This is a genomic window from Paenibacillus dokdonensis, assembly GCF_004916975.1.
Taxonomy (GTDB): domain Bacteria; phylum Bacillota; class Bacilli; order Paenibacillales; family Paenibacillaceae; genus Paenibacillus_AQ; species Paenibacillus_AQ dokdonensis.
Genome location: NZ_STGQ01000001.1, coordinates 3,192,622 through 3,216,569, shown reverse-complemented (window position 1 = coordinate 3,216,569; position 23,948 = coordinate 3,192,622). Strand labels below are relative to the sequence as shown.

23 protein-coding genes are annotated in these 23,948 nt (G+C 46.0%); 22 read left to right on the top strand and 1 reads right to left on the bottom strand.

The window, feature by feature from the left end; genetic code table 11:
* The first annotated feature begins 3 nt into the window (after positions 1-3).
* From panD to rlmD, 19 genes are all read left to right on the top strand, one after another.
* On the top strand, positions 4-387 hold the full coding sequence (gene panD, locus E6W40_RS14825; RefSeq protein WP_136606155.1) for an aspartate 1-decarboxylase: 384 nt from the start codon (positions 4-6) through the stop codon (positions 385-387).
* A gap of 128 nt (positions 388-515) precedes the next feature.
* Positions 516-1,145 (top strand): tetratricopeptide repeat protein, encoded by a 630-nt coding sequence (locus E6W40_RS14820; RefSeq protein ID WP_136606154.1) that lies wholly within the window; start codon positions 516-518, stop codon positions 1,143-1,145.
* Positions 1,146-1,282: 137 nt separating this feature from the next.
* On the top strand, positions 1,283-4,156 hold the full coding sequence (dinG, locus tag E6W40_RS14815; protein WP_136606153.1) for an ATP-dependent DNA helicase DinG: 2,874 nt from the start codon (positions 1,283-1,285) through the stop codon (positions 4,154-4,156).
* Between the two features lie 45 nt (positions 4,157-4,201).
* On the top strand, positions 4,202-4,867 hold the full coding sequence (locus E6W40_RS14810) for a redox-sensing transcriptional repressor Rex (protein ID WP_136606152.1): 666 nt from the start codon (positions 4,202-4,204) through the stop codon (positions 4,865-4,867).
* Entirely contained in the window at positions 4,854-6,155 is a 1,302-nt protein-coding gene (locus E6W40_RS14805; RefSeq protein ID WP_136607016.1) for an amidohydrolase, read from the top strand. The genes E6W40_RS14810 and E6W40_RS14805 overlap by 14 nt, the downstream gene beginning before the upstream one ends.
* A gap of 27 nt (positions 6,156-6,182) precedes the next feature.
* On the top strand, positions 6,183-6,698 hold the full coding sequence (locus E6W40_RS14800) for a cell wall elongation regulator TseB-like domain-containing protein (protein ID WP_136606151.1): 516 nt from the start codon (positions 6,183-6,185) through the stop codon (positions 6,696-6,698).
* A gap of 308 nt (positions 6,699-7,006) precedes the next feature.
* Entirely contained in the window at positions 7,007-7,531 is a 525-nt protein-coding gene (locus E6W40_RS14795; RefSeq protein WP_136606150.1) for a hypothetical protein, read from the top strand.
* On the top strand, positions 7,531-9,033 hold the full coding sequence (locus E6W40_RS14790; RefSeq protein WP_136606149.1) for an AAA family ATPase: 1,503 nt from the start codon (positions 7,531-7,533) through the stop codon (positions 9,031-9,033). The genes E6W40_RS14795 and E6W40_RS14790 overlap by 1 nt, the downstream gene beginning before the upstream one ends.
* Before the next feature lie 146 nt (positions 9,034-9,179).
* Positions 9,180-10,052 carry a 3-hydroxyacyl-CoA dehydrogenase family protein gene (locus E6W40_RS14785; protein ID WP_136606148.1) on the top strand — a complete coding sequence of 291 codons (873 nt, stop codon included), beginning with the start codon at positions 9,180-9,182 and terminating at the stop codon, positions 10,050-10,052.
* Entirely contained in the window at positions 10,049-11,257 is a 1,209-nt protein-coding gene (locus tag E6W40_RS14780; RefSeq protein ID WP_136606147.1) for an acetate/propionate family kinase, read from the top strand. Before E6W40_RS14785 ends, E6W40_RS14780 begins: the two co-directional genes overlap by 4 nt.
* 45 nt (positions 11,258-11,302) lie before the next feature.
* Complete coding sequence (gene asnS, locus E6W40_RS14775) at positions 11,303-12,598, top strand: asparagine--tRNA ligase (RefSeq protein WP_136606146.1); 1,296 nt, start codon at positions 11,303-11,305, stop codon at positions 12,596-12,598.
* A gap of 20 nt (positions 12,599-12,618) precedes the next feature.
* Positions 12,619-13,311 carry a DnaD domain-containing protein gene (locus E6W40_RS14770; RefSeq protein WP_136606145.1) on the top strand — a complete coding sequence of 231 codons (693 nt, stop codon included), beginning with the start codon at positions 12,619-12,621 and terminating at the stop codon, positions 13,309-13,311.
* 117 nt (positions 13,312-13,428) lie between these two features.
* Positions 13,429-14,313: an NAD-dependent epimerase/dehydratase family protein gene (locus tag E6W40_RS14765; protein ID WP_136606144.1), complete on the top strand. Its 885-nt coding sequence runs from the start codon at positions 13,429-13,431 to the stop codon at positions 14,311-14,313.
* Positions 14,314-14,425: 112 nt separating this feature from the next.
* Entirely contained in the window at positions 14,426-15,013 is a 588-nt protein-coding gene (locus E6W40_RS14760) for an RNA polymerase sigma factor (RefSeq protein WP_136606143.1), read from the top strand.
* On the top strand, positions 15,006-15,461 hold the full coding sequence (locus E6W40_RS14755; RefSeq protein WP_136606142.1) for a hypothetical protein: 456 nt from the start codon (positions 15,006-15,008) through the stop codon (positions 15,459-15,461). Before E6W40_RS14760 ends, E6W40_RS14755 begins: the two co-directional genes overlap by 8 nt.
* A gap of 114 nt (positions 15,462-15,575) precedes the next feature.
* Positions 15,576-16,733, top strand: a complete 1,158-nt coding sequence (locus E6W40_RS14750) for a hypothetical protein (RefSeq protein WP_246073015.1) — start codon at positions 15,576-15,578, stop codon at positions 16,731-16,733.
* Complete coding sequence (locus E6W40_RS14745) at positions 16,723-17,493, top strand: hypothetical protein (RefSeq protein ID WP_136606140.1); 771 nt, start codon at positions 16,723-16,725, stop codon at positions 17,491-17,493. The genes E6W40_RS14750 and E6W40_RS14745 overlap by 11 nt, the downstream gene beginning before the upstream one ends.
* 140 nt (positions 17,494-17,633) lie before the next feature.
* Positions 17,634-17,963 carry a chaperone CsaA gene (gene csaA / locus E6W40_RS14740; protein ID WP_136607015.1) on the top strand — a complete coding sequence of 110 codons (330 nt, stop codon included), beginning with the start codon at positions 17,634-17,636 and terminating at the stop codon, positions 17,961-17,963.
* Positions 17,964-18,049: 86 nt separating this feature from the next.
* Complete coding sequence (gene rlmD, locus E6W40_RS14735; RefSeq protein WP_136606139.1) at positions 18,050-19,621, top strand: 23S rRNA (uracil(1939)-C(5))-methyltransferase RlmD; 1,572 nt, start codon at positions 18,050-18,052, stop codon at positions 19,619-19,621.
* Between the two features lie 125 nt (positions 19,622-19,746).
* Here the strand turns inward: rlmD and E6W40_RS14730 are convergent, their stop codons facing one another.
* Positions 19,747-20,259: an Rrf2 family transcriptional regulator gene (locus tag E6W40_RS14730; protein WP_136606138.1), complete on the bottom strand. Its 513-nt coding sequence runs from the start codon at positions 20,257-20,259 to the stop codon at positions 19,747-19,749.
* 200 nt (positions 20,260-20,459) lie between these two features.
* Here E6W40_RS14730 and E6W40_RS14725 point away from each other — a divergent pair, with 200 nt between their 5' ends.
* The 3 genes from E6W40_RS14725 (at position 20,460) to E6W40_RS14715 (ending at position 23,928) form a co-directional block, all read left to right on the top strand.
* The gene (locus E6W40_RS14725) at positions 20,460-21,101 is read left to right on the top strand and encodes an FMN-dependent NADH-azoreductase (RefSeq protein ID WP_136606137.1); all 642 of its coding nucleotides are present in this window, start codon (positions 20,460-20,462) and stop codon (positions 21,099-21,101) included.
* 746 nt (positions 21,102-21,847) lie between these two features.
* Complete coding sequence (locus E6W40_RS14720; protein WP_136606136.1) at positions 21,848-22,948, top strand: DUF1648 domain-containing protein; 1,101 nt, start codon at positions 21,848-21,850, stop codon at positions 22,946-22,948.
* Between the two features lie 275 nt (positions 22,949-23,223).
* Positions 23,224-23,928, top strand: a complete 705-nt coding sequence (locus E6W40_RS14715) for a TetR/AcrR family transcriptional regulator (RefSeq protein ID WP_246073014.1) — start codon at positions 23,224-23,226, stop codon at positions 23,926-23,928.
* The last annotated feature ends 20 nt before the right edge of the window (positions 23,929-23,948 follow it).

Sequence of the window (23,948 nt, the reverse complement as noted above, 5' to 3'; positions counted from 1 at the left end):
ACCATGTTTAGAACGATGATGAAATCAAAAATACACCGTGCCACCGTAACGGAAGCCAATCTGAATTATGTTGGCAGCATTACCATTGATGAAGATTTGATGGAAGCTGCTGATCTTCTGGAGAACGAAAAAGTGCAAATTGTGGACAATAACAATGGTGCACGCCTTGAAACTTATGTTATTCCTGGACCCCGGGGCAGCGGCGTGATCTGTCTCAATGGCGCAGCAGCGCGTATGGTTCAGCCTGGTGATACCGTCATTATAATTTCTTATGCCATGATGTCGAATGATGAAATCAAGAATCACAAGCCTACGGTTGTGTTCGTTAACGAATCGAATCAGCCTAAGACGACCATGAATAAGGAAGTGCACGCTACCATTATTTAAGGATTGGCGCCACTCGGGTAAAGACAAGGAATGGCAGGTCGATCGAGGAATGAAATGGGCTGTATCTACAAAAAATGAATGCAGGTGACCGCACTGATTTCATTTTTGGTTAAGGGTGGGATGCAGCCATGTTCCAACATGTATTCGCGGAAATGAACCACATGTTAGATGAGATCATGAAACATTACCCGACGGCGCAGGAGGCCCAAAAGCATCAGCTGATACAAAAGTGGAATATGCTTAAAACCATGAGTGATGGAATTATTGATGAGTGGTTATCTTTTGAGGAAAAGATGGGCGAGTTTCGCCAGCATGCCGAGGTGCCTTCCACCTTATTTTCGGAGCAGACACCTGAAATGGAGTTAAGCGCCTTTGTACGCGGACAGGGATATTTCCGGTTATTAATGTACCGTCAGGCCGCCCAGCAATTTTCTCTGGTTATCCGTCAATATCCGGACAGTCTTCTGGCCCGGATGTATCTGGCCATGGCACATTTATATCTGGAGGAAACCAAAGAAGCGCATCTTCATTTTCACTGGATACTCCCGCTGGCCAAAAGCCAGAAGCTGAAGGCCATGATCTACAATGCGTTAGGATGTATCGCGGTGAAGCATGGGAATGCAGGCAAGGCCCAGGAATTTTTTACATTGGCATTGCAGAGTGATCCCACACTTCCCGATCCCTTGGTTAATTTGAAGGTTTGCCAGCAAAACCGCGGTCAGCTTCAATATGGCAGCCAGTTGATTTCCTTAATGTAAGGCAACGCGAAAGGGACGATGCATCTTGCGCAAAAAAGCGCCTTGAGCATCGCCTTTTTGTTGTCACTTAATTTTCAAATGTGAAATCTTCTGTTATGCTGGTAATGAGACTGGAATGAAAGGATTAAACATAAATCATGAAATTTGCCGTACTGGATTTTGAAACGACAGGCAACCAGTCCGCCGATGAAATTATTCAAGTTGGACTTGCCATCATAGAAGAAGATTTGACGATTTCCCGTGTTTATGGTTCCTATGTGAAACCTGGTGTCGAAATTCCGCCTTTTATTACCGGTCTGACAGGCATAACGGAAGCGGATGTTGCAGATGCTCCTTCGCTGGAGGAGATGCTCATGGAGCTTGTTCCTCTGCTGGATGATGTCATTCTTGTAGGACATAACGTCGCCTTTGACTTCAATTTTCTGCAGAATGCGCTGGACAGCAGTGGATATTTGCCGTTTTCTGGCCGGATTCTGGACACGCTGGATTTTCTTAAAATATGTTTTCCGTCCCTGACTTCATATCAATTGAGTCAGGTGTCAGCGCATTTTCAAATAAAGCATGATCATCCGCATCAAGCCGATAGCGATGCATTAGCTACAGCCTATGTATTGTTAAAATGTCTGGATGAACTGGATGGTCTGCCTCTGATAACTTTGCAGCGCTTAAGTGAGCTTTTTGCAGAGGAAGACAGTGACCTCGGCTGGTTTTTCGACGGTCTCTGTCAACAAAAGGAACAAGAGCCGATACAGGATTTGAACAGCCATACCTTTTACCGCCAACTGGCGCTTGCTGTCGATGATTGGACTGAAATGAAGCCGCCGAGAGATGAATCGGATGATAATCCACTTTCAGGAGTCGATTTCAAAGAATATCTGGGTGAGATTCAGAAGCGGCTAAAAGGTATTATGCCCCAGTATGAAGAGCGTGAACCACAGTCGATTATGTTCGAAGAAGTGATGAATGCCCTGGATCAGGACAAGCATCTATTAATTGAGGCAGGTACGGGCACAGGTAAATCTTTGGGTTACCTGATTCCTTCCATATATCAAAGCGTGAAGCAGCAGCAAAAAGTGATGGTCAGCACGCATACCATTAACCTTCAGGAACAGCTCCGTGAACGGGATGTGCCCCTATTAACACAGGTCGTGCCGTTTCCCTTCAAAGCCGCTGTCTTTAAGGGCAGACAACACTATTTGTGTTTGAGAAAATTTGAACATAAAATAAACAGAAGAGACTTCTTTAATCCCAAGGAAGACACGATAACGGCAGCACAGATGATCGTCTGGCTGGCCCAAACTGAAAATGGGGATGATGAAGAGCTGAACCTCGGCGGGCGTGGCGGTGACTTCTGGGAAACTGTAAGCAGTGATTCGGATTCCTGTCTCGGACGCGGCTGCCCATGGTTCCGCAAATGTTATTATCATCGGGCGAAGCATGAAGCAGGGATCGCGGATGTGGTCATTACGAACCACTCCAAGCTCTTCACCGATGTGAAGGCAGGCCATCAGCTTCTCCCAGCATATGAACGTCTTGTCATTGATGAAGCGCATCATTTGGAAGATGTAGCAGGCAAGCATCTCGGACTCAATATGAAGTATTTCAGTGTGGTTCACACGCTTACCCGCCTGTATAAGGATGGCCGCAGCGGTCAACTTCCAACACTTCGCCAGCAGCTTCAGTCTTCGGGACAGGAGCGCGCCGGAGACTGGATTGCGGCGATCGATCGCATCAGTGAGGATCTGGTCGATGTCAAAGAGAACTGGGATAAGCTGAGCGAATCTCTCTTTAGCCTCATTCCGGAGCGTAATGATGCTGCACCTGGTGATGCCGGTCAGTTTGTACTTCGTTTGCAGCCCGGCAAATGGCCGCAGGAATGGGAGACGCTCAAAGGGCTGGAAAACCAAAACCATGTTAAAATCAGCGAAATCGTGCGCCGCGGGGAGAAAATGCTTGCGGAGTACAAGGAGGATGAAGACGATTACAGCGCAGATAGCCTGATCACGGATCTAAGTGGTCTATTTAAGGATTTGGCAGTCGAGCGGGATGATCTTCGTTTCTTCATGAATCTTAATGATGAGACCGTTGTGTACTGGATGGAAGCCAGCAGCCATTACCGGAGCAAGTCACTCCAGCTGTACGCCGTTCCAGTCGATGTAAGCAAGCAGCTCAAGGATTTGTTCTTTGATAAGAAAAAAAGCGTCATATTGACGTCTGCCACGTTGTCTGTGGATAAATCATTCCAGTACATGATTGATAATCTGGGATTGCAAGAGGATCAGGAAAACGGACGTTTGGTCTCTGTGCAGCTTCCTTCTCCGTTCAATTACCGGGATCAGGCTTTGCTGGTGATTCCGCGTGATTTTCCAAGTGTAAAGGGAAGTGTCGGTGATGCAGTATTTGTGAATACACTGGTACAGTCATTGGCTGATACTGCGGTTGCCACTCACGGACGAATGCTGGTGCTGTTTACTTCTTACCGCATGCTGCGGCAGGTTCATGAACCACTCAAAAATGCTCTTGCCAGCAGCGATATAACCGTATTGGGACAGGGCGTTGACAGCGGCAGCCGCACCAAACTCATCCGCAGATTTCAAGACAGCAGCGCTTCCGTACTGCTCGGTACAAGCAGCTTCTGGGAAGGTGTGGACATTCCGGGAGAAGCCTTGACCTGTTTGGCTATTGTAAGGCTGCCATTCCAGCCGCCGAACCATCCGCTCGTGGAGGCAAAAAGCGAACTGCTGCAGCGGCAGAAGAAAAATCCGTTTATGAAGCTTTCTGTGCCGCAGGCGGTTATTCGCTTCAAGCAGGGCTTTGGTCGGCTGGTTCGTACGGCAAATGATCGTGGAATTGTTATTGTATACGATACGCGCGTGATTGAATCCTATTACGGCAAGTACTTCCTATATTCATTGCCAGGACCCAAAATGGAACATATGATTACTGAAAAAATGATTCCTCGCATATCCGAATGGCTTCATGAGGGCCGAGCGTCCGAATCAAATGACTGAAAAACATGTATATAAATTAAGCTGTTAAAAATAGGGGGAGCAAGCATGAAATCGGAGAAAATATCCGAAGCGGTTGTCCGCAGATTGCCTGTGTATTTAAGATACTTGAATGATCTGAATAAACGTGAGGTATCCACAGTATCATCACAGGAGCTCGGACTAAAGCTGGATTTGAATCCTGCCCAGATTCGTAAGGATCTGGCTTATTTCGGGGATTTTGGCCGCAAGGGGATTGGTTACGATGTATCGTACCTGATCGAGAAAATTCGCCATATCCTGAATCTGGACCAGCAGATTAATGCCGTGCTCGTTGGAGCCGGTAATCTGGGCCACGCGCTATCGAATTATAACTTGTACCTTCGGGAAAATATCAAAATTGTCGCTGTATTTGATGAGAATCCCAAAAAGGTAGGATCGCGCATCAGCTCCTTAACGGTTCAGTCGATGGATGAAATTAGTGACACGATCAAAAGCCAGAACATCCGTATTGGGATTATTACGGTTCCTGATGTTGAAGCGCAGAATGTGGCAGATAAGTTGATTACCGCCGGTATAGAGGCAATTCTCAACTTCGCACCAACCATCTTGAAGGCGCCTGCGAACATCCGCATTCATGCGGCTGATTTCACAACGGATCTGCTGAGTCTGGCTTATTATTTGGACAATGGAAAGGACGATTCTGCGGATGACGGAGAACATAAAGACAAATAAATGGGTAATTAAGAACGGAAGCTTTGCTGTTTCTGATGCAGACAAGCCTGTGATTCACGGCTGTATGGTGATCGAGGATGACATGATTACTTATATAGGAGAGAAAATGCCTGAGATCGAAAGCGATGTTTCTGTCGTGGATGGAACTCACCTTTTCTTCATGCCAGGACTGGTTAACACCCATGGTCATGCTGCCATGTCACTGCTGCGCGGGTATGGTGATGACCTTGCGCTGCAAATTTGGCTGGAAGAAAAAATGTGGCCTATGGAGGCTAAATTTACATCTTCAGATGTGTACTGGGGCACTTCACTATCCGTACTGGAAATGCTGAAAGGCGGTACCACTACGTTCTTGGACATGTATGACCATATGGACCAAGTCGCTAAGGTGGTTGAGGAATCGGGCATGCGTGCATCACTTATGCGCGGGGTTATTGGTCTGTGTCCAGAAGATGTTCAGCGCCATAAGCTGAATGAAGCTATCGCGTTTGCGCGTGATTGGAACGGACAAGCAGACGGTCGTATCACGACCATGATCTCACCGCATGCACCATATACCTGCCCTCCGGACTTTATCGAAAAGTTTGTGCAGGCAGCGCATGACATGGATCTGCCGATGCATACCCATATGTCCGAGACGAAGGCTGAGGTAGAACAGAATGTCCGGGATTATGGAGTTCGTCCGGTCGCCCACTTAGAGAAGCTTGGCATGTTCTCACGTCCTTCGCTGGTGGCACATGCTGTGCATCTGACGCATGAGGAAATTGAAATTCTGGCTGCTAATCATGTTGCTGTCTCTCATAACCCGGGAAGCAATCTGAAGCTGGCCAGTGGGGTGGCTCGCGTAACAGACCTGCTCAAAGCAGGAGTAACCGTATCGCTGGGTACCGATGGAGCGGCAAGCAATAATAATTTGGATATGTTTGAAGAAATGCGTCTTGCGGCATTGATCCATAAAGGTGTCTCCGGCGATCCTACTGCTGTTCCTGCAGCTGAAGCCCTTAAAATGGGTACGGTTTATGGGGCTCAATCGCTCTTTTTGAAAAATGTGGGCACTCTGGCTCCGGGTATGAAGGCGGATTTCATCGCCCTGAATACGGATCAGGCGCATTTCCTGCCACATACCGATCTCATCTCACATGCTGTTTACTCCGCTTGCAGCAAGGATGTTGAGCATGTCTGGGTGGACGGCAAGCAAATTGTGAAACATGGCGCCTGTCTGACGCTGGACGAAGAGCGGATCCGCCGGGAAGCCCAAGCCGCTTTTGATGGTCTTCTGTCCCGATAAGGACGAAGGGCCTCAGAAAGGGAGCTTATGTTAAAGAATAAAAAAACGTGGATATTTCTCGGAATACTGTTACTCCTGCTGCTTGGGTTCGGTTCTTATCGTTATTACATATATGTAACGCAGGATATCCGCGCAGAAGAAACTGCGGTCATTCTAAAAGCCAAACAGGATACCAGTCTGGTAAAGGTGACCGAGGCAGAGAAATCAGTTTGGGACACGATCTGCTGGGCTATTGAAGGATTGGATAAAGAGAATCGGCCAATTATGGTGTGGGTGACGATGGATGAGAACGGAAAGGTCAAGTCGGGAGAGGGAGCGGTTCATGAGGAGCTGCTTTCAAACGGTTTGTCCGAAGTCCAGATCAAAGAAAAGATTCAAAAGGAAATACCGGATTTGGACAAAATGAGACTGCTGCCCGGAACGTATAACGGAGAATATGTTTGGCAGCTGTTTTACCGCTCTAAAGACCACTATTACTATCAATTCTATCGTTTCAGCGATGGACAAAGTATTGGCGGACCATTTACTCTGCCGAATAGGTAAAATATCATCCTAAAAATGGAAGAACCTCATTGAAAAATGGGGTTCTTTGGTGTGTACAGGATAAAATTTTAAATAATTTCACACTTTACCTTCGAAATAATATATACGATGTGATATACTTTTATTTGTATTCAAGAGATATAAGATATGCAGCTCGATGTATCGGCTGTTTTGATGTTGATAGAATAGAGCCTGAATAACCGTGACAAGAAGCTGCTGCCATAGCCTCCTTTGCCGCGGTTGTCTATTTTTTGTATGATGTAACTAGGTAATCTAGTTTTTTTCAATTTTGAGAGGAGGACAACTGTTTGAAACTGCGTCCAATACCTATTGTTCTTACTGTTGTTGTTTCAGCTGCAATATTGTTTGGTGGCTGGTTCTTTTACCGGCAGACAACCATGCAAGGGCCGCTTCAAAAAATTGTCCAGGACTATAATGGCGTTAATAATGCTCAATTTAATATTAACCGCAATCAGATCAACTTGAAACTTGATTTGAAGCCGGAAACGAATTTATCTGGTCTTGTCGATCAGATTACGACGAAAGGTAAGTCAGTTGTAGGGAGCCGCACATTGAAATTCGATTTTGTGGATCATTCCTCCGACAAGCTGAATCGTTATTGGGATTCCGCCATGTTTTCGGTAGCGGAAGCCATGGACAATAAAAAGTACACGGATATTCCTGCGAAACTGCAGGATCTGGCTAAGGATTCAGGGATCAAAGCCCAAACGGAGATGGACACTAAGAATGTATATATCAGTCTCAGCGATGGAACATCCAGCAAATTTATCGTACTGCCTCGTGATCCCGCCAAGATAGGGGTGTGGGAATAATGCCAAGATGGATTAAAGAAGTACTCATTGGATTCGTACCCGTATTGTTTATTTTCCTTGCTTTCATTGGTGTTAATATTATTCCGCTCGTGATCGCAGGACTGATGATTGGCGGCCTGCTGTTCGTAGCCAATATGCGCGGCGGCCTGGCTGTTGGCGCAGGGGCAGAGCGAAAACGTAAAAAGAGCGGTCCTCAAAAGCTCACGTTTGAACAAATCGGCGGTCAAGATAATGCCAAGCAGGAGCTGATGGAAGCTCTCGACTTTTTGATCAAGCATGAGGAGATTCGTAAGCTGGGTATCCGCCCTCTGAAGGGGATTTTGCTGACAGGCCCTCCAGGAACAGGTAAAACACTCATGGCGAAGGCTGCGGCACATTATACGGATTCTGTGTTTGTCGCTTCTTCAGGCAGTGAGTTCGTAGAAATGTATGTCGGCGTTGGTGCAGGACGTGTACGTGAGCTTTTCCGTGATGCTCGCAATCGTGCTGCCAAGGAAAATAAGCAAAGCGCCATTATTTTTATTGATGAAATTGATGTTATCGGCGGCAAACGCGAGGGCGGACAGCAGCGTGAATATGACCAGACCCTCAACCAGCTGCTTACCGAGATGGACGGGATTTATTCTTCCGAAAGTCCGCGTATTCTGCTTATCGCAGCTACCAACCGGAAAGAGATGCTGGATAGTGCTCTGCTTCGTCCGGGACGTTTTGACCGTCATATTCAAGTAGACTTGCCTGATAAAAAAGGCCGCAAGCATATTCTTGAACTTCATGCCAAGAACAAACCGCTTCAGTCCGAAGTGGTTCTGGAAAAGATCGCCGAGGAATCTTATGGCTTCTCCGGTGCCCAGCTTGAAAGTGTGATGAATGAAGCTGCCATTTATGCCATGCGTGAAGGATTAAAGGAAATCGAACAAAGACATCTGTCGATGTCCATCGATAAGGTTATGATGGGTGAGCGTACAGACCGTGAATCATCACTCGAAGAGAAAAAACGCGTAGCGATTCATGAACTCGGACATGCCATTATGGCAGAGCTCGTACGCCCTGGTAGTGTAAGCCAGGTTGCACTCAGCCCTCGCGGCAAAGCGCTCGGATATGTGCGGCATAATCCGCAGCAGGAGCAATATTTGTATACAAAATCGTTCCTCGAAGAGCAGATTATGATCGCTTTGGGCGGCGCCGCATCTGAGGAAATATTTTACGGCGGACGCAGTACCGGCTCAAGCAATGATTTTGAGCAAGCGCTGAATATTGTGCAAACCATGATGAAATCCGGGCTCACATCTCTTGGTATTGTGGATCTGGACATGGTGACGAAAGAAGAGCTGATGAAAGAAAACCATATTATTTTGGAAGACCTGATGAAACGGACACGGACCATGCTCGAGGAACGCCGGACGATCTATGAGCAGTCTTTGGATATACTGCTTAAAGAAGAGACGTTATCAGGCGATCAATTTCGGTGTCTATTTCATGAACATTCCCTGTTACCAGCATGAATTGTGATGCTGGTTCTTTTTTTTTACTTTTTTCATGTGCTAAGTTATTATTATAGTTTGGGTCACTATGTGCTCTCTTACAAAACAAAGAATCGGGTACATTATAAATATAGGAAATAGTGACCATAGGAAGGTGGAAGAGAAACATGTACTTTAAAAAAATTGGTGTGATTGGCGGAGGAACGATGGGCCAAGGAATCGCAGAGATGCTGGCTGCGCGTGGTCTTGATGTTCTTCTGGTTGAGAAATCGCCGGAGAAACTGGAATACTCCTATTCTTTGATCGAAATGAGTCTGGACAAACAGCTCGAAAAATGGGCTATTACCCAGGCAGAAAAAAAATTAATTTTGGGCAGAATTCATAAGGTGGTACATCTTGCTGAGCTTGGCACTTGCGATATGGTTATTGAGACCATTTCCGAGGATTTGGATGCGAAAAAGCAGGTGTTTTCCCAGCTGGATCAGGTTTGTCCTAATCATATTATCCTTGCCAGCAATACATCTTCACTCAGTCTGACTGAGCTTGCCAGCACTACGATGTATCCAGAGCGCGTCATTGGCATGCATTTTATTCATCCGGTAAGTAAAGTGGATCTAGTAGAAATTATCCGCGGACTGAAAACTTCGGATACAACCTTTTCCGAAACCAAGCGTTTTGTGGAAGAAGTCGTTCACAAAAAAGGCGTTATGGTTTATGAATCACCAGGATTTGTATCCAGCCGCATGATCTGTTTGATGATTAACGAAGCGTTACATATTCTTCAGGAGGGTGTGGCATCTGCAGAGGATATCGATGATGCTATGCGTATTGGATATCAATTCCAACACGGTCCTTTGGAGATGGCTGACCGCTTCGGTCTTGATTCCGTATTGGCTGCTCTTGAGCGCATGTTCCGTGAATTCGGCGAACTGAAATACCGTCCGTCGATTGTATTGAAAAAAATGGTGCGCGCAGGACATTTAGGCGTCAAAACGGGCGAAGGCTTCTTCAAGTATGACAAGGATGGTGACCGGGTATGAAAATTTTAGTCATTAACGCAGGAAGTTCCTCTTTGAAATACCAACTGTACGATATGAGGGATGAGTCCGTACTGGCAAAAGGCTTGGTGGAGCGGATTGGAATGGACTCATCCATTGTAACCCATAAGCCGTCTGGCCGCGCCGAGGTTACAGAGGTTAGCGAAATTCTGGAGCACACGACAGCAATCCGCAAAGTTCTTGCTTTGCTGACGGATAAAGAACATGGCGTGATCAGTTCAGTGGAAGATATCGATGCGGTAGGACACCGGGTTGTTCACGGCGGTGAGTACTTTGGGGAGTCCGCGCTGGTTGATGGAGATGTGAAGACCAAAATCCGTCAGCTGTTTGATCTCGCACCGCTGCATAACCCTGCATCGATGATGGGGATTAAGGCGGCTGAGTCGAATATGCCGAACGTACCGCAGGTAGTAGTATTTGACACGGCTTTCCACCAGTCCATGCCAGAGCATGCTTATCTGTATGCTATTCCAAGAGTGCTATACAGCAAGCATAAGGTAAGACGTTACGGTGCACATGGTACGTCTCATGAGTATGTCAGCAAGACAGCTGCAGAGTTCCTGAATCGTCCAATTGAGGATTTGAAGATCATCTCCTGCCATATCGGCAACGGGGCGAGCATCACGGCTGTGAAAGAGGGCCGTTCGATCGACACTTCCATGGGGATGACGCCGCTTGAAGGACTTATGATGGGAACACGCAGCGGTGATTTGGATCCAGCGATTGTGCCTTATGTCATGAACAAGGAAGAACTGACGGTTAATGAAGTGAACTCCATGTTGAACAAGCACAGCGGTCTTCTCGCTATTTCCGGCATCAGCAGCGATATGCGCGAGATTACAGATGGAATGTCAAAAGGTGATGCCAATTCGAAGCTGGCCTTTGATATGTATGAATACCGTCTCCGTAAATATATTGGCTCCTACGCAGCTTTAATGAACGGCGTTGATGTGATTGTATTCACAGCAGGCGTTGGAGAGAATTCGGTTGTTTTACGGAAAAAAGTATGCGAAAATTTGACTTATCTGGGCGTTGAGCTGGACGAGGAACTCAATGAGATCCGTTCCGGTGAACCGCGCCGTATTTCTTCGGCTAATTCCAAGGTACAGGTTTTGGTGATTCCTACCAATGAAGAGCTTGTCATTGCACGGGATACCAACCGCATTGTCCAGGGATTAAAGTCGTAGATTTTACTGAATCCAAGCAAGCAAAGCAAAGGGAGAGATTTAGGCATGGCCACTAAAAGTGTGATTCGTGATGTGAATCAGCATGTAGGAGAAACCGTTACGATCGGCAGCTGGATTAACAACAAGCGTTCCAGCGGTAAAATCCAGTTTTTGCAGCTTCGTGACGGAAGTGGATATATTCAAGGCGTTGTCGTAAAAAGCGAAGTTTCCGAGGAAATATGGAATGACGCCAAGAGCTTAACTCAGGAAAGCTCCGTATATGTTACAGGCATCATCCGTGAGGAGCCGCGCAGCCAATCCGGTTATGAAATGACGGTAACTGGACTTGAGATTATTCATTTGACCGAGAATTATCCGATTACACCGAAAGAGCATGGTGTCGATTTCTTGATGGATCACCGCCATCTGTGGCTGCGTTCGCCGAAGCAGCGCGCTGTTCTGGTGATCCGCGGAGAAATTATCCGCGCTGTTCAGGAGTTTTTCGATCAAAATGGCTTTACGTTGGTGGATCCGCCGATTTTGACTCCAACTTCTGCTGAAGGAACTACGAATTTGTTCCATACGAAGTATTTTGAAGAGGATGCCTATTTGACACAAAGTGGTCAGCTTTATATGGAAGCCGCAGCCATGGCACTCGGAAAAGTGTATTCCTTCGGTCCGACATTCCGCGCTGAAAAATCGAAAACGCGCCGTCACCTGATCGAATTCTGGATGATCGAGCCTGAAATGGCTTTTACAGATCATGAGGAAAGCCTTCAGGTTCAGGAACAGTTCATCAGTCATGTGGTTCAATCTGTATTGAAGAACTGCAAAACGGAATTGGAAGCGGTTGGACGCGATATTTCCAAGCTGGAACATATTCAAGCGCCATTCCCGCGCATTTCGTATGACGAGGCGATTGAATTTCTGCAAGGAGAAGGCTTCGATATTCCTTGGGGTGAGGACTTTGGCGCTCCGCATGAAACAGCTATTGCTGAGAAATACGACAAGCCTGTTTTCATCACGAATTATCCTGCCGGTATTAAGGCATTCTATATGAAACCAGATCCTAACCGTCCGGAAGTGGTTCTCTGTGCGGACATGATCGCACCGGAAGGCTATGGAGAAATTATCGGGGGATCACAGCGTATCGATGATCCGGCTTTGTTGGAACAACGCTTCAAGGAGCATGACCTGTCCATGGAAACATATCAATGGTACATGGATCTGCGCACATACGGAACAGTACCGCATTCGGGCTTCGGGCTTGGTCTGGAACGTACGGTGGCATGGATTTGCGGTCTGGATCATGTTCGCGAAACCATTCCTTTCCCTCGTACCTTGTATCGTCTTTACCCATAAGATAAGGAGAGGTGAAGCTCATGGACAGCGCTGAATGGAAGACATGGGCCGAGGGAGCTTCATCCGGTTTGGGAGCGGGCATGGCGATTATACCGTATGTCCTGCTCCAACATTACCGCAAGCTGAAGCTTAGCGATCAGGAGATGCTCCTGCTGATTCATCTGATTTCTTTCAAGCAGGTGGAACAGAAGGATTTCCCCTCATTGGAAGAACTCCAGGAAGTCATGGGGGCTTCGTCCCAAGCGATCGCGCAATGCCTGCAGAAATTGTTAAAAGCGGGCTTGATCAGTATCGATGAAGAGCTTGATGAGCTGCGTAATATTCAATATGAGCGCTATAATCTGTCCGGTCTTTACGAGAAACTGGGGCGCTGCTTAGCTGCCGAAGAGAAGAACAGATCTTCCCAGCTCTCCCCTCCAAAGCCTCAGGAGTCTTTGGATCAGGATGAAGGACATAATCTGTTCATCGTCATCGAGAAGGAATTTGGCCGGCCATTGTCTCCCATGGAATGCGAGACGATCTCCGGTTGGATGGATCAGGACCGGTACCCGGATGAGCTTATTCGTATGGCGCTGAAAGAAGCTGTATTCGCCGGAAAGGTGCATTTCAGGTATATCGACCGGATACTGCTTGAATGGAGCCGGAACCGAGTGAAAACAGTGGATGACGCCAAAGCCTATACGCAAAAGTTCCGCAGCGGCGGACGAGCATAATTTTCATATGAGCGTGTCTTTCCGAGAGTATTCGGAAGACACGCTTTTTGTGGTAAAATACGAAGAGAATTTTATTAATTTATCTTTATCAGGAAATCTAATGAAGGAGGATCATAGATGAAGAACATACTTATTTTGGGCGGGACCCGCTTTTTCGGTAAAAGACTTGTCCAGCTTCTTTTGGATGAAGGGCATAAAGTGACGATCGCAACCCGGGGGAATACGGAGGACGGCTTTGGCGATGAAGTCGGACGCATCCAGCTTGATCGCGAAAATAAAGAATCACTGGCCAAAGCGGTTGAAGGTGGCAAGGAATGGGATACGATATATGATAATATCTGTTACTCCCCTCAGGCTGCCCAGGACGCTTGCGATGTTTTCCAGGGGAAAGTAAAGAGGTACATACTGACTTCCACGCTATCTGTGTACGAGCCTGCTTCCCGCACGCATGAGGAAAAGGATGTGAATCCTTATATTTACCCGGTGACCTTGGGCGGGAAAAATGACTTTTCCTATGGAGAAGGCAAACGTCTTGCCGAAGCGGTATTTTTCCAAAATGCCGATTTTCCGGCTGTGGCGGTCCGTTTTCCGATTGTGCTTGGAGAGGATGATTATACGGGCCGGCTGGAATTCCATATCGACCATGTGAAGCAGGAGGAGCCCATCGGGATTCCGAACCTTCAGGCAAAAATGTGTTTTATTTCGTCTGGCGAGGCTGCAGCCTTTCTCAGCTGGCTCAAAAACCAGCGAGTGGAAGGCCCGATCAATGCCCGTTCTCAGGGAGATGTGAAATTATCCGAACTGATGGGATGGATTGAGAAGGAAGCCGGTAAGAAGGCTTTGATTACGAAGCAAATCACGGATAGCAACAAATCTCCTTTTGGCGTGCCGGACTCCTGGGTCATGGATACGAACAAGGCGGAACGTTTAGGTTTTCAATTCCAGCCGCTTCGTTCCTGGCTGCCTGCGCTAATCCGCCAGTTGTCTGTGCAAGAAAAGTAGTATTGGCGAATTTTAAAAAAAGGATATCATAGCAGCCCTTTCCCCATGGGGAAAGTGGCTGTTTTCTTTTCATGAACTTTTTTTCGGAAAAGATGCAGGGTTAGCAAAATTCATGTCGTCTATTGATACGGGGAAGGGGGAGAGAAAGATTGACGAAGAACGATTGATCGATCAAATCAGGCGCGGCGACCAGGCTGCATTCCAGATGCTTGTAGAGCATTACGGGCAGCATGTTTTCCAAACCGCCTATTCTGTGCTAAAAGAACCGAAAGAAGCGGAAGACGCGGCACAGGAAGTTTTTTTGCAAGTCTATAAATCTCTCCCGGATTACCGTTCCCAAGGGTTCAAAACATGGATTACCCGCATCGCGGTACATAAAGCGATTGATGCCAAACGCAAGCTGAACAGGCGGCGGGAAGACCAAATGGCTGAAGGAGAGCTTATTGAGCATCTGCCATCAGCTGATGAGGATGTGCTGGGGCAGCTGGTCCGCCAAGAGAAAAAGTTGCTGCTAGAGAGAAAAATGGACAGTTTGCCTGCCCAGCACAAGGATATTTTAATTCAATTTTATATACAGGAAAAAAGCTATGACCAGATTGCCAGGGAGCAGGATATTGCGGTGAAAACTGTGGAGTCAAGATTGTACCGGGCAAGAAGCTGGATTCGCAACCACTGGAAGGAGGAAGAATGGAATGAGTGACAACAGGCAGTCAATACTGACAATCGAGGAATGGATAGCTTATATTCGTGGTGAAACCCCGCAAGGGCTGACCGAATGGATGGAAACGCTCCTTCTTGAGGATGAAACTGCTTTTTCACTGTATATGCAGGCCATGGATATGGAAGCGGATGGTCTTCCTGTCATGGGAAATCCGGAGCAGTTTGTACAAAATGTCATGAGTCAGCTTGTAGCACCGGAAGTCAATAATATACACCTGGAGCAGAAAGAAAACAGGCGTCGTTGGTATGAGCACCGATTATTCCATTATGCGATAGCAGCCTGCTTAACCTTGATCTTCCTCTCGGCAGGGTGGTTCGATAAGCTTACGCCTGGGCCACAGCAGGTTAATGCTCATGAAAACAAAGCTTCCTACAGCGAGGAGCTCGTTCGAGTGACGACGGGGTGGCTTGACCGGATTAAGCCTTAAAAACTAATAAATAGATGAATATATCTTTTGAAAGGAAAGATGAATTTGGAACCGTACCGCAATAAAATGACAGCCTTTATCCTCAATTTCATCCCTGGGCTGGGGCACTATTATATGGGGAGAAAAGGTAGAGGGTTTATATATCCACTCCTGTTCTTTGGAGGAATCCTTCTCGGGTTTATGCTGTTTGTGGCCAGTAATGGTGAAGGAGCCGTCTTTGCGCTAACAGCAGTCTGCGCGTTCGTCCTGTGGATCATCTGCATGCTGGATCTTATCGTCTATCTGCTGCGGATCCCCACTGTACAGAATAATCAATATCACTCTGGCGGATATGGTCCGCATGGGCATCCCCATTACGGTAATCCGGGCAATCCGCCTGCAGGAATGGGCATCTATCCGGATCCGGAGGAGATGGAAGGGCAGCAGATGCATTCATTCCAGCCTTATCCACCACCAGCAAGCGCTGTAAGGAGTCCGGAGAGTGAGCGCTTTTACACCATTTTGCTCTCCTTTGTACCGGGACTTGGACATCTTCATATGGGTTTGATGCAGCGCGGACTTTCTTTTCTCATTGCTTTTTTCGGACTCGGCACGATTATGTTTTTCCTGACGGGCTTGACCAGTCATACGATATTCCTGTTGTTCCTCGGTATACTCCCGATCATTTGGCTGTACTGTATGTTTGATGCCGTTCAGCTCATTCACCGCAGACAGGCGGGAGAAATGCTTCAAGACCATAGCCTATTCGACGATATGGAAGCTGGACGCGAGGAAGGCAAGCGCAGCAAAGTCATTGCTACACTCTTGTCCGCTTTTCCAGGCGCAGGGCATATGTATCTTGGACTTCAAAAGAGGGGACTTCAGCTCATGGTCATATTCCTGGGCAGTGTATATGTGCTGGATGTACTGCATTTGTCGCTCTTTCTCTTTTTGATCCCGCTGATCTGGTTCTTCTCATTTTTTGATGGACTGCAGCAAACGAGCCGTTATGGACGTGAGCCGCTGGTGGACCGCCCAATCGTGGAGGGCATATCGAATCATCAGCGCTGGTTGGGCATCGGGCTGCTATTGCTCGGATTGTATTATGTGGTGACCAGTTTTGTCATACCCGTGATGAATAAGATTTTACCTGATATGTATTTCGATGATCGAATCAGTCAATATTTTAAGCCGGTGATCGTTTCGATTCTCCTGATTGCTGGCGGAATCAAGCTGATGATGGGGACAGAGAAGAAGCGTTCGAGCAGGGAGGAGAAGCGGCATGGAAAGTGATCGTGCGCAAACGCATATGGTGTTTGGTGAAACACCGGTGCCGCAGCCTTTTCCTGGTTCTTCTTTAGAATCAGATTCGGCGCTCGCTTCCCAGAGGCACTGGCGGGTAGGCACATTCTCCATGGGACTTTCCATTTTCATGCTTGGCATCATTATTTTCTTGTCGCAATGGCAGGGAAGCGATGTGTTCGACACTGCGATGACGTGGTGGCCAATCATCTTTATTTTATTGGGACTTGAGATTCTGCTGTACACTTTGTTTTTTCGTAAAAACGGGAAGATGTCTTATGATGTGCTGAGTGTGTTTTTTGTTGGCTTTCTGTCGCTCTGCTGCCTCGTATTTGCCGGCTTAAGCTCGCTAGGGGTCGTTGACGGTGTGCGAAAGTCACTGAATGAAGTGGAGCATACCATTACACTTCCGGAATGGACCGAGAATATACCGGCGGATGTCCATAACCTTATTATTCAAGGGGATAACCCTTATCAAGTCAAGGTGGACCAGAGAAACGTGCAGGAAGTGCATATGTTTGCAAACTTTCGGACCACGGCCGCGAATGCGGGCTTTCTGGATACTGACAGTCTGACGCAGATGAAACGGGTTGGAGATACACTCTACATTATGTTCTCGGATCCACCTAAAAGTAATAGCATGTTTGGAGGGAGCTGGTCGCCGCTCAATATGACCGTCGTAGCCCCTAAGAGCCTGAAGGTGGAAATCCGCCGAAATGACGGCACGGTGATAGAGCCAGCAGATATGTAATTTGAGGATGAAGGAGCAGAGACTGCTCCTTTTTTCCGTTTTATCAGGTTATCATATGAGCTCCAATGGTTTGTCACCTGTTAGGGTGTCTGTTAAGATGGTACCAGACTATCATTTTTAGAACTGTGAGTGTGATCAAAGTGGCGAATATAGAAGACTTGTTGAAGCTGGATATCCGGATTGGCACAATTACGAAAGCGGAAGCTTTTACAAAAGCACGTAAGCCAGCGATCAAGCTGGAAATCGATTTTGGCGAGCTGGGGATTAAACGTTCTTCAGCACAAATCACCCAGAGATATACGCCGGGTCAGCTTGTCGGCAGACAAGTAGCTGCGGTGGTGAACTTCCCGCCTCGGAGGATTGCGGGTTTTGATTCAGAAGTGCTTGTGCTGGGCGGAACTCCCGAAGAGGGAGACGTGGTACTCTTGAAGCCGGACGTAGTAGTGCCTAACGGAACACCTATTGCCTAAAGGAGAGTCATACGACATTGGGAATGAAGGCCCACTGTGATATAGTAGTAGAATGAATTCATGTGAGAAACGGAGCGATTATCAGGATGGCTGAGAGAATACACAACAAGGCGAAAGGGAGCAAGGCGGGTGGCGGACCGGACAAGCGAACTGCCAAACCGGCAGGTGCTCCTTCAGCCCGGACAAAAGCTGCCCATCCGAAGCAACAGCAGCAGGGTAAACCGCAAACATCCCAGAAAAATCCAAAGCCGACATACCGGCAGCAGAATCCTGCGAATAAGCAGGCTGCTTCCGCCGAGAACGTGAAGCCCGGAGAACGGATCATTGTCACGATCAAGCGTATCGGCATCAATGGAGAAGGCGTCGGATATTACCGCCGCAAGGCTGTGTTTATCGATGGCGCACTGCCGGATGAAGTGGTCAAGGCTAAAGTTATCAGAGTAGAGCCAGGATACCTGACCGGAGAAATGATCGAAATCGAAAAGCGCTCGCCGCAGCGGCAGGAGCCGCCTTGTCCCGTATACGGGATTTGCGGGGGCTGTCAACTGCAGCATATGACCTATGCGGCGCAGCTGCAGGCCAAGGAAGAAATTGTGCGCGAATCCTTCCAGCGATATGCGAGGCTGCAGGATATTCCGCTTCGACCGATCTTCGGCATGGACAATCCCTGGGGGTACCGGAATAAAGCACAGCTTCAGGCAGGGCGAGAAGGAGAAGACATCATCGCAGGTCTGTATGCAGCAGGCTCGCATCGCCTGATCGATATCAGCGGATGTCCGATTCAGCATCCGGTGGTCAACCATGTCATCGAGCGGGTTAAGGAAGTGATGGAGGAGCTGCAGATCCCTGTCTACAATGTACGGACGCGTGAGGGAGCGATCCGGACCATCGTGGCCCGTGTCGGTCAAGCCACCGGCAAAGTGCAGCTGACGTTCATTACATCAACGGACCGTCTTCCTGATTCGAAACGACTGGTTGAAAAAGTATGCGAGCGGCTGCCGATGGTGATTACGGTCGCACAAAACATCCATAAGGGCAAATCTCCACTTGTTTTCGGTAACAAGACCGTGATCCTTTGGGGTGAAGAGCAGCTGGAGGAGTCTCTCGGTGACGTGCGTTTCGCGTTGTCTCCGCGGGCATTCTTCCAACTGAATCCGGATCAGACGGTTAGGTTGTATAATGCCGTTCAGGAGGCTGCGGGGCTCAGCGGCTCAGAGCTTGTGGTCGATGCGTACTGCGGTACGGGCACGATCGGACTTTGGCTGGCACCGTTCGCACAGGAAGTCCGGGGGATCGAACTGATTCCCGAGGCGGTGCTGGATGCCCGCGACAACGCGAAATCTTCTGGCGTTGCTAACGCCCATTTTTATGAAGGCCGTGCCGAGCAGCTGCTGCCCGATTGGGTCAGCCGCGGCATCCGCCCCGATGTCGTGGTCGTCGACCCGCCGCGTACCGGGTGCGAACGTCCGCTGCTGGACGCCATCGTGAAGTCCAAGCCTAAGCGGCTGGTGTATGTTTCATGCAACCCGGCAACTTTGGCAAAAGACTGCCAGGTGCTGCTGAACGGCGGCTATCATCTTGAGTGGGTACAGCCGGTGGATATGTTTCCGCAGACGAGTCACGTTGAGTGTGTGGCGTTGTTGGTAAGGAATGACTAATAGTTGAGATGTATTGGCAAGAGAAAAGTTAAAGAGGGGCAGCGACCCCTCTTTTTTGTTGCTTTGAAGATGAAATGTAGTTAAAAAAAGGATTCTCTTGCAGAAATATTAACTTATGAATTGAGTTAGTTAGTGTTTTTTCTTATAAAGTATTCTCGGGCATCTGTTCGCACTTTTTGAGGTAAAGTATGATCGAGTTCCTTATTTAACCATGCAAGTGTTTTATTACGAAGAAACTCACGCATATATTCTTCTGCTTCAAGCATCGTTATGTTAATCGTACAAGAAGGATTGCCGGAAGTACAAGTACAGTTAGACCAATCATTATCTGAATACATAAGATTATGTTTTAATATATTTTTACATTGAAAAATTGGGTTTACTCCTTCAACTGCTTCTATTACATCCCAAAAAGAAATCTCTTCGGGAGACTTAGCTAATTTATAACCACCCTTTACCCCAGGTGTAGAACTTACAATACCTGCCTTAGACAATTTCCCTAGAACTTTCGAAAGATACGTTTCTGAAAGTCCTTGAAATTCTGAAAGGTCTTTTATTCCAATGCTTTCCTCTTCAGGTACGTCTATTAAATAGACAAGGCTATGCAAAGCATATTCAACCATAACACTATACTGCATATAAAAATCACCAACTTTCTTGTTAAAGGGCTTTATTAAAATAGTATAGCATCAATTTCATATTTGCCAATTTACATAAATTACAACGCTGAATAAATTGACATTAATTTTTTGAGGGTATAATATAGATTTAATTAATCGGCGATTAAATTGATCTACAATTAGATTTAATGAAAATTCATTTTAGGAAGGAATTATCAATGAATAAACTACTTATTATCAATGCACATCCAGAATTTGATTCAAAAACCTCGGCAAGTCTGAATGTATTCAATTACTTTTTGAAAGTATATAAAGAGAAGCACTCAAATAACGAAGTAATTGAACAAATTAATCTATACGAAGATGAAGTACCCATGTTAGATAAAACTGTTTTTAGTGCATGGCGGAAACAAAGAACAGGTGAAGAATTAACGGGTCAAGAAATAGAACTAACAGACCGCATGAGTGAGATATTAAAGCAATTTAAGAGTGCTAATAAGTATGTCATTGTTTATCCTTTGCATAACTTTAATATCCCATCAAAACTGAAGGATTATATGGATAATGTTATGATTGCAAGAGAAACATTTAAATATACAGATACTGGTTCAGTCGGTCTTCTTAAAGATGGAAGAAGTATCGTTGTAATTCAAGGTAGTGGTGGAATCTACACCAATAATGACTGGTATACTGAAGTGGAGTACTCACATAAGTATCTTAAATCGATGTTTAATTTCTTTGGGATTGAGGATTATCAAATTCTTCGAGTGCAAGGGACAGATATACTGGATAGAGATGAAGCACTACAAAAGGGATATATAGAAGCTGAAGATGCCGCTTCTAAGTTAGCAGTAAAGTAAGCTCTCCTTACGGGTTAACTCTATTTTTTCAATTATTTGATGAAGCAACTGTTTCAGAACTTGCTCATCATCAATATCAAGATGTGCAAACAACGATATTTGTTTCTTGAAGGCACGGAATCGCTCTTCCGTGTCTTTTTGTGATTCGATAACTTATTCTAGTTCTGCCTTACGTTTGGAAAGTGTTTGTTGCTCCGACTGAATCCGAGATGATAGATGAAGCAATTCGATTGTCCAATGATAACAGGGTGCAGAACGTTAGATGGTTGCATGGCAAGGCGGAAGATAAATCAAACGATTGGGGTTCATTTCGGCTCATTTTAATTGCAAAGGCGTTTCATTGGATGGATAGGGAGTCAATCCTTGAAATTCTATATAAAAGTTCTGACGCAGTAATCCGCGCCATTACAGATACGAGGCAAGCATTTCGCCCAATTTTGCTACTGCTGGTTATCCCACCCTTTATTCGAAAACCTGTCCTTTACTACATAGAATTTCAAACAGATGTACTTGCCATAATTCAGTTGTCAGATGAGTAGCTCTGCGTAACAAAAAGATCTGGATAAATGTTAATTTCTCCCTTGTAGTCACTAAAATCGATTATAATTAAATTTATGTTCAAGTCGATTACCTATCCTAAGTTAATAGGATAATCATACGCAAAAAGGCATAGTTATGAATCGCCTATGCTCTAAAGGTTATTGAGTTTTCGAATACATACTTATGTATAAGAGGAGGCGAATGATATGACGATAATGCCTGTTATAGTAATGATCTTTATATTTGTACCTACCATTGTACTCATGGTAAGCATGCCTTATTTAACAAGAGAGACGATTAGTTTTGGGGTCACCATCAGCGCTGTACAATTCCACAGTGAGCCTCTGCGCCAGATGCGGAAGTCATATGCTAGGATTAGTGCTACCTTGCATACCATCCTATTCATTGGTGGTATCATCTGCCTAATATACAGTGATGAACATTCCAAGCAACAAAGTTGGATCATTGTCACTTATTCACTCGCCATGGTCGTAATCTCCCTAGTCATAAACATTAGCTATCATTTCAAAATGAAAAGTTTACTACCTGTGCTGCCTATTGCTCCGGAATCATCGATCATGGCAGTGGACACCGATATTCGGAAAAGAAACATTGGCTTGTCTAGTAATTGGTTCCTCGTTCATGTTTTAATTATTGTTGTTAGTATTGTAACTGTGCTACGCAACTACGATCTGATTCCTGATCAGATTCCGATCCATTTCAACAGCAGTTGGAACGCAGACCGCTATGCAGCTAAATCTTATAGTTCTGTGTTTATGCCTACGATAATGCAAGTGTTCATAACACTTTTGTTCATATTTGAGAATTGGAGTATTCGCAGAGTGAAGCAGCAGGTTCAACCCACTGATCCGAATCGTTCCCTCAGACAAGACGTAACTTTCCGCCGTGCTTGGTCTTGTTTTACGATTACAGCAAGCTTCTTAATAGTTATCCTGTTTTCCGTCGTGCAACTAAACATGATATCTCTATTTAACATCAATTTCGCTATCCCCATTATCCTAATCATAATAGCCTTTATCATCCTATACGCCCTCTCCTTATCGTTCTGGGCTGGTCAGGGCGGAAGCCGATTGGAGCGATCTGCCGATCGCTCCAATGTCAGACCTGTCCATGATGATGATAAATGGCTATTAGGTATGATTTATTTCAATCGCAAGGATCCAAACCTAATCGTCGAGAAAAGGTTCGGAGTCGGCTGGGGATTAAATTTCGGTCATCCAGTAATCTGGCTGATTTTGCTCGGAATTATTGTACTGTTAGCTGTGGTAACAAGGCTTGGAGGTTAGTACTCACCGGAGTAGAGAAATGGCTGTCCATGGCACTCGTCTGGATCGCGATTGGAATTGATCTATCGGCGATGTTCTTGGGAGCGCAGCTTGGTAATGGAATGAGTCTTGCGGGTGAAAGCAGCGGGAAAATTATAAGAAATATATAGATCTGCTTAGAAGAGAAGGGTTTCTCGTCTGGGTAGATTTTTTTTGATCAACGGAAATCAACTGTAGTAGGCCTTCTAAAACGGAAGTTCATTGGTGAAGAACTCATAAAAACAAGGTTCTACGGATTGCAACAGACAGTATCCTACTGCAGTGTGTTCCCGCATACAGTGCATCGGGATTGGAATCACAATAAAAATACTGGACTATTCGTTCCCGAAATATTATACTGTTCCTACAGTGAGGAGGGAGTAACCATCGGACGTACAAAAGAGTTTGACAAGGAGCACGTACTTCATAAGGCAATGTTAGTTTTTTGGGAAAAAGGTTACGAAGCGACAAGCATACCGGATTTATTAAAAGCAATGGGATTAAGCAGATCGAGCTTGTACGAAACATTTGTGGACAAACAGACGCTTTATGTAGAGGCAATACACCATTACAAAATAATAGGGCAAAATAAAAGAAATCTTTTGGTAAATGCGCCGTCTGCGAAAGTTGGAATCCGCCAGTATTTTGATCAGCACATTACTTCCGCATTTGATGAGGATTCACCAAAAGGATGCTTGATAACAAATGCAACCATTGATATGGATTCACCAGATGAAGAACTACGTAAATTAATACGTGACCGATTTGAGGGATTGGAACAGTCTTTTTATGATCTTTTACGAAAAGGACAGCAGACAGGAGAAATCGACCCAAAAAAAGATATAAAAGTGCTATCACATTTATTGCTTAACCTTAATCATAGTATAAATGTAATTTCCAAAGTGGAAAATGACAAGAAAGTTGTTCATGACATGATTAATATTGTGATTGAGATGCTGTAACATATTTTTTTTGATCATAC

Excerpts from the sequence above, each read along its gene's own strand:
- E6W40_RS14790 (WP_136606149.1), top strand. The coding sequence starts at position 7,531 with ATGCCAAGATGGATTAAAGAAGTACTCATTGGATTCGTACCCGTATTG.
- E6W40_RS14810 (WP_136606152.1), top strand. The coding sequence starts at position 4,202 with ATGAAATCGGAGAAAATATCCGAAGCGGTTGTCCGCAGATTGCCTGTG.
- E6W40_RS14785 (WP_136606148.1), top strand. The coding sequence starts at position 9,180 with ATGTACTTTAAAAAAATTGGTGTGATTGGCGGAGGAACGATGGGCCAA.
- E6W40_RS14800 (WP_136606151.1), top strand. The coding sequence starts at position 6,183 with ATGTTAAAGAATAAAAAAACGTGGATATTTCTCGGAATACTGTTACTC.
- rlmD (WP_136606139.1), top strand. The coding sequence starts at position 18,050 with ATGGCTGAGAGAATACACAACAAGGCGAAAGGGAGCAAGGCGGGTGGC.
- dinG (WP_136606153.1), top strand. The coding sequence starts at position 1,283 with ATGAAATTTGCCGTACTGGATTTTGAAACGACAGGCAACCAGTCCGCC.
- panD (WP_136606155.1), top strand. The coding sequence starts at position 4 with ATGTTTAGAACGATGATGAAATCAAAAATACACCGTGCCACCGTAACG.
- E6W40_RS14725 (WP_136606137.1), top strand. The coding sequence starts at position 20,460 with ATGAATAAACTACTTATTATCAATGCACATCCAGAATTTGATTCAAAA.
- E6W40_RS14720 (WP_136606136.1), top strand. The coding sequence starts at position 21,848 with ATGACGATAATGCCTGTTATAGTAATGATCTTTATATTTGTACCTACC.
- asnS (WP_136606146.1), top strand. The coding sequence starts at position 11,303 with ATGGCCACTAAAAGTGTGATTCGTGATGTGAATCAGCATGTAGGAGAA.
- E6W40_RS14780 (WP_136606147.1), top strand. The coding sequence starts at position 10,049 with ATGAAAATTTTAGTCATTAACGCAGGAAGTTCCTCTTTGAAATACCAA.
- E6W40_RS14730 (WP_136606138.1), bottom strand. The coding sequence starts at position 20,259 with ATGCAGTATAGTGTTATGGTTGAATATGCTTTGCATAGCCTTGTCTAT.
- E6W40_RS14745 (WP_136606140.1), top strand. The coding sequence starts at position 16,723 with ATGGAAAGTGATCGTGCGCAAACGCATATGGTGTTTGGTGAAACACCG.
- E6W40_RS14760 (WP_136606143.1), top strand. The coding sequence starts at position 14,426 with ATGTCGTCTATTGATACGGGGAAGGGGGAGAGAAAGATTGACGAAGAA.
- E6W40_RS14755 (WP_136606142.1), top strand. The coding sequence starts at position 15,006 with ATGAGTGACAACAGGCAGTCAATACTGACAATCGAGGAATGGATAGCT.
- E6W40_RS14750 (WP_246073015.1), top strand. The coding sequence starts at position 15,576 with ATGGGGAGAAAAGGTAGAGGGTTTATATATCCACTCCTGTTCTTTGGA.
- E6W40_RS14820 (WP_136606154.1), top strand. The coding sequence starts at position 516 with ATGTTCCAACATGTATTCGCGGAAATGAACCACATGTTAGATGAGATC.
- E6W40_RS14765 (WP_136606144.1), top strand. The coding sequence starts at position 13,429 with ATGAAGAACATACTTATTTTGGGCGGGACCCGCTTTTTCGGTAAAAGA.
- E6W40_RS14770 (WP_136606145.1), top strand. The coding sequence starts at position 12,619 with ATGGACAGCGCTGAATGGAAGACATGGGCCGAGGGAGCTTCATCCGGT.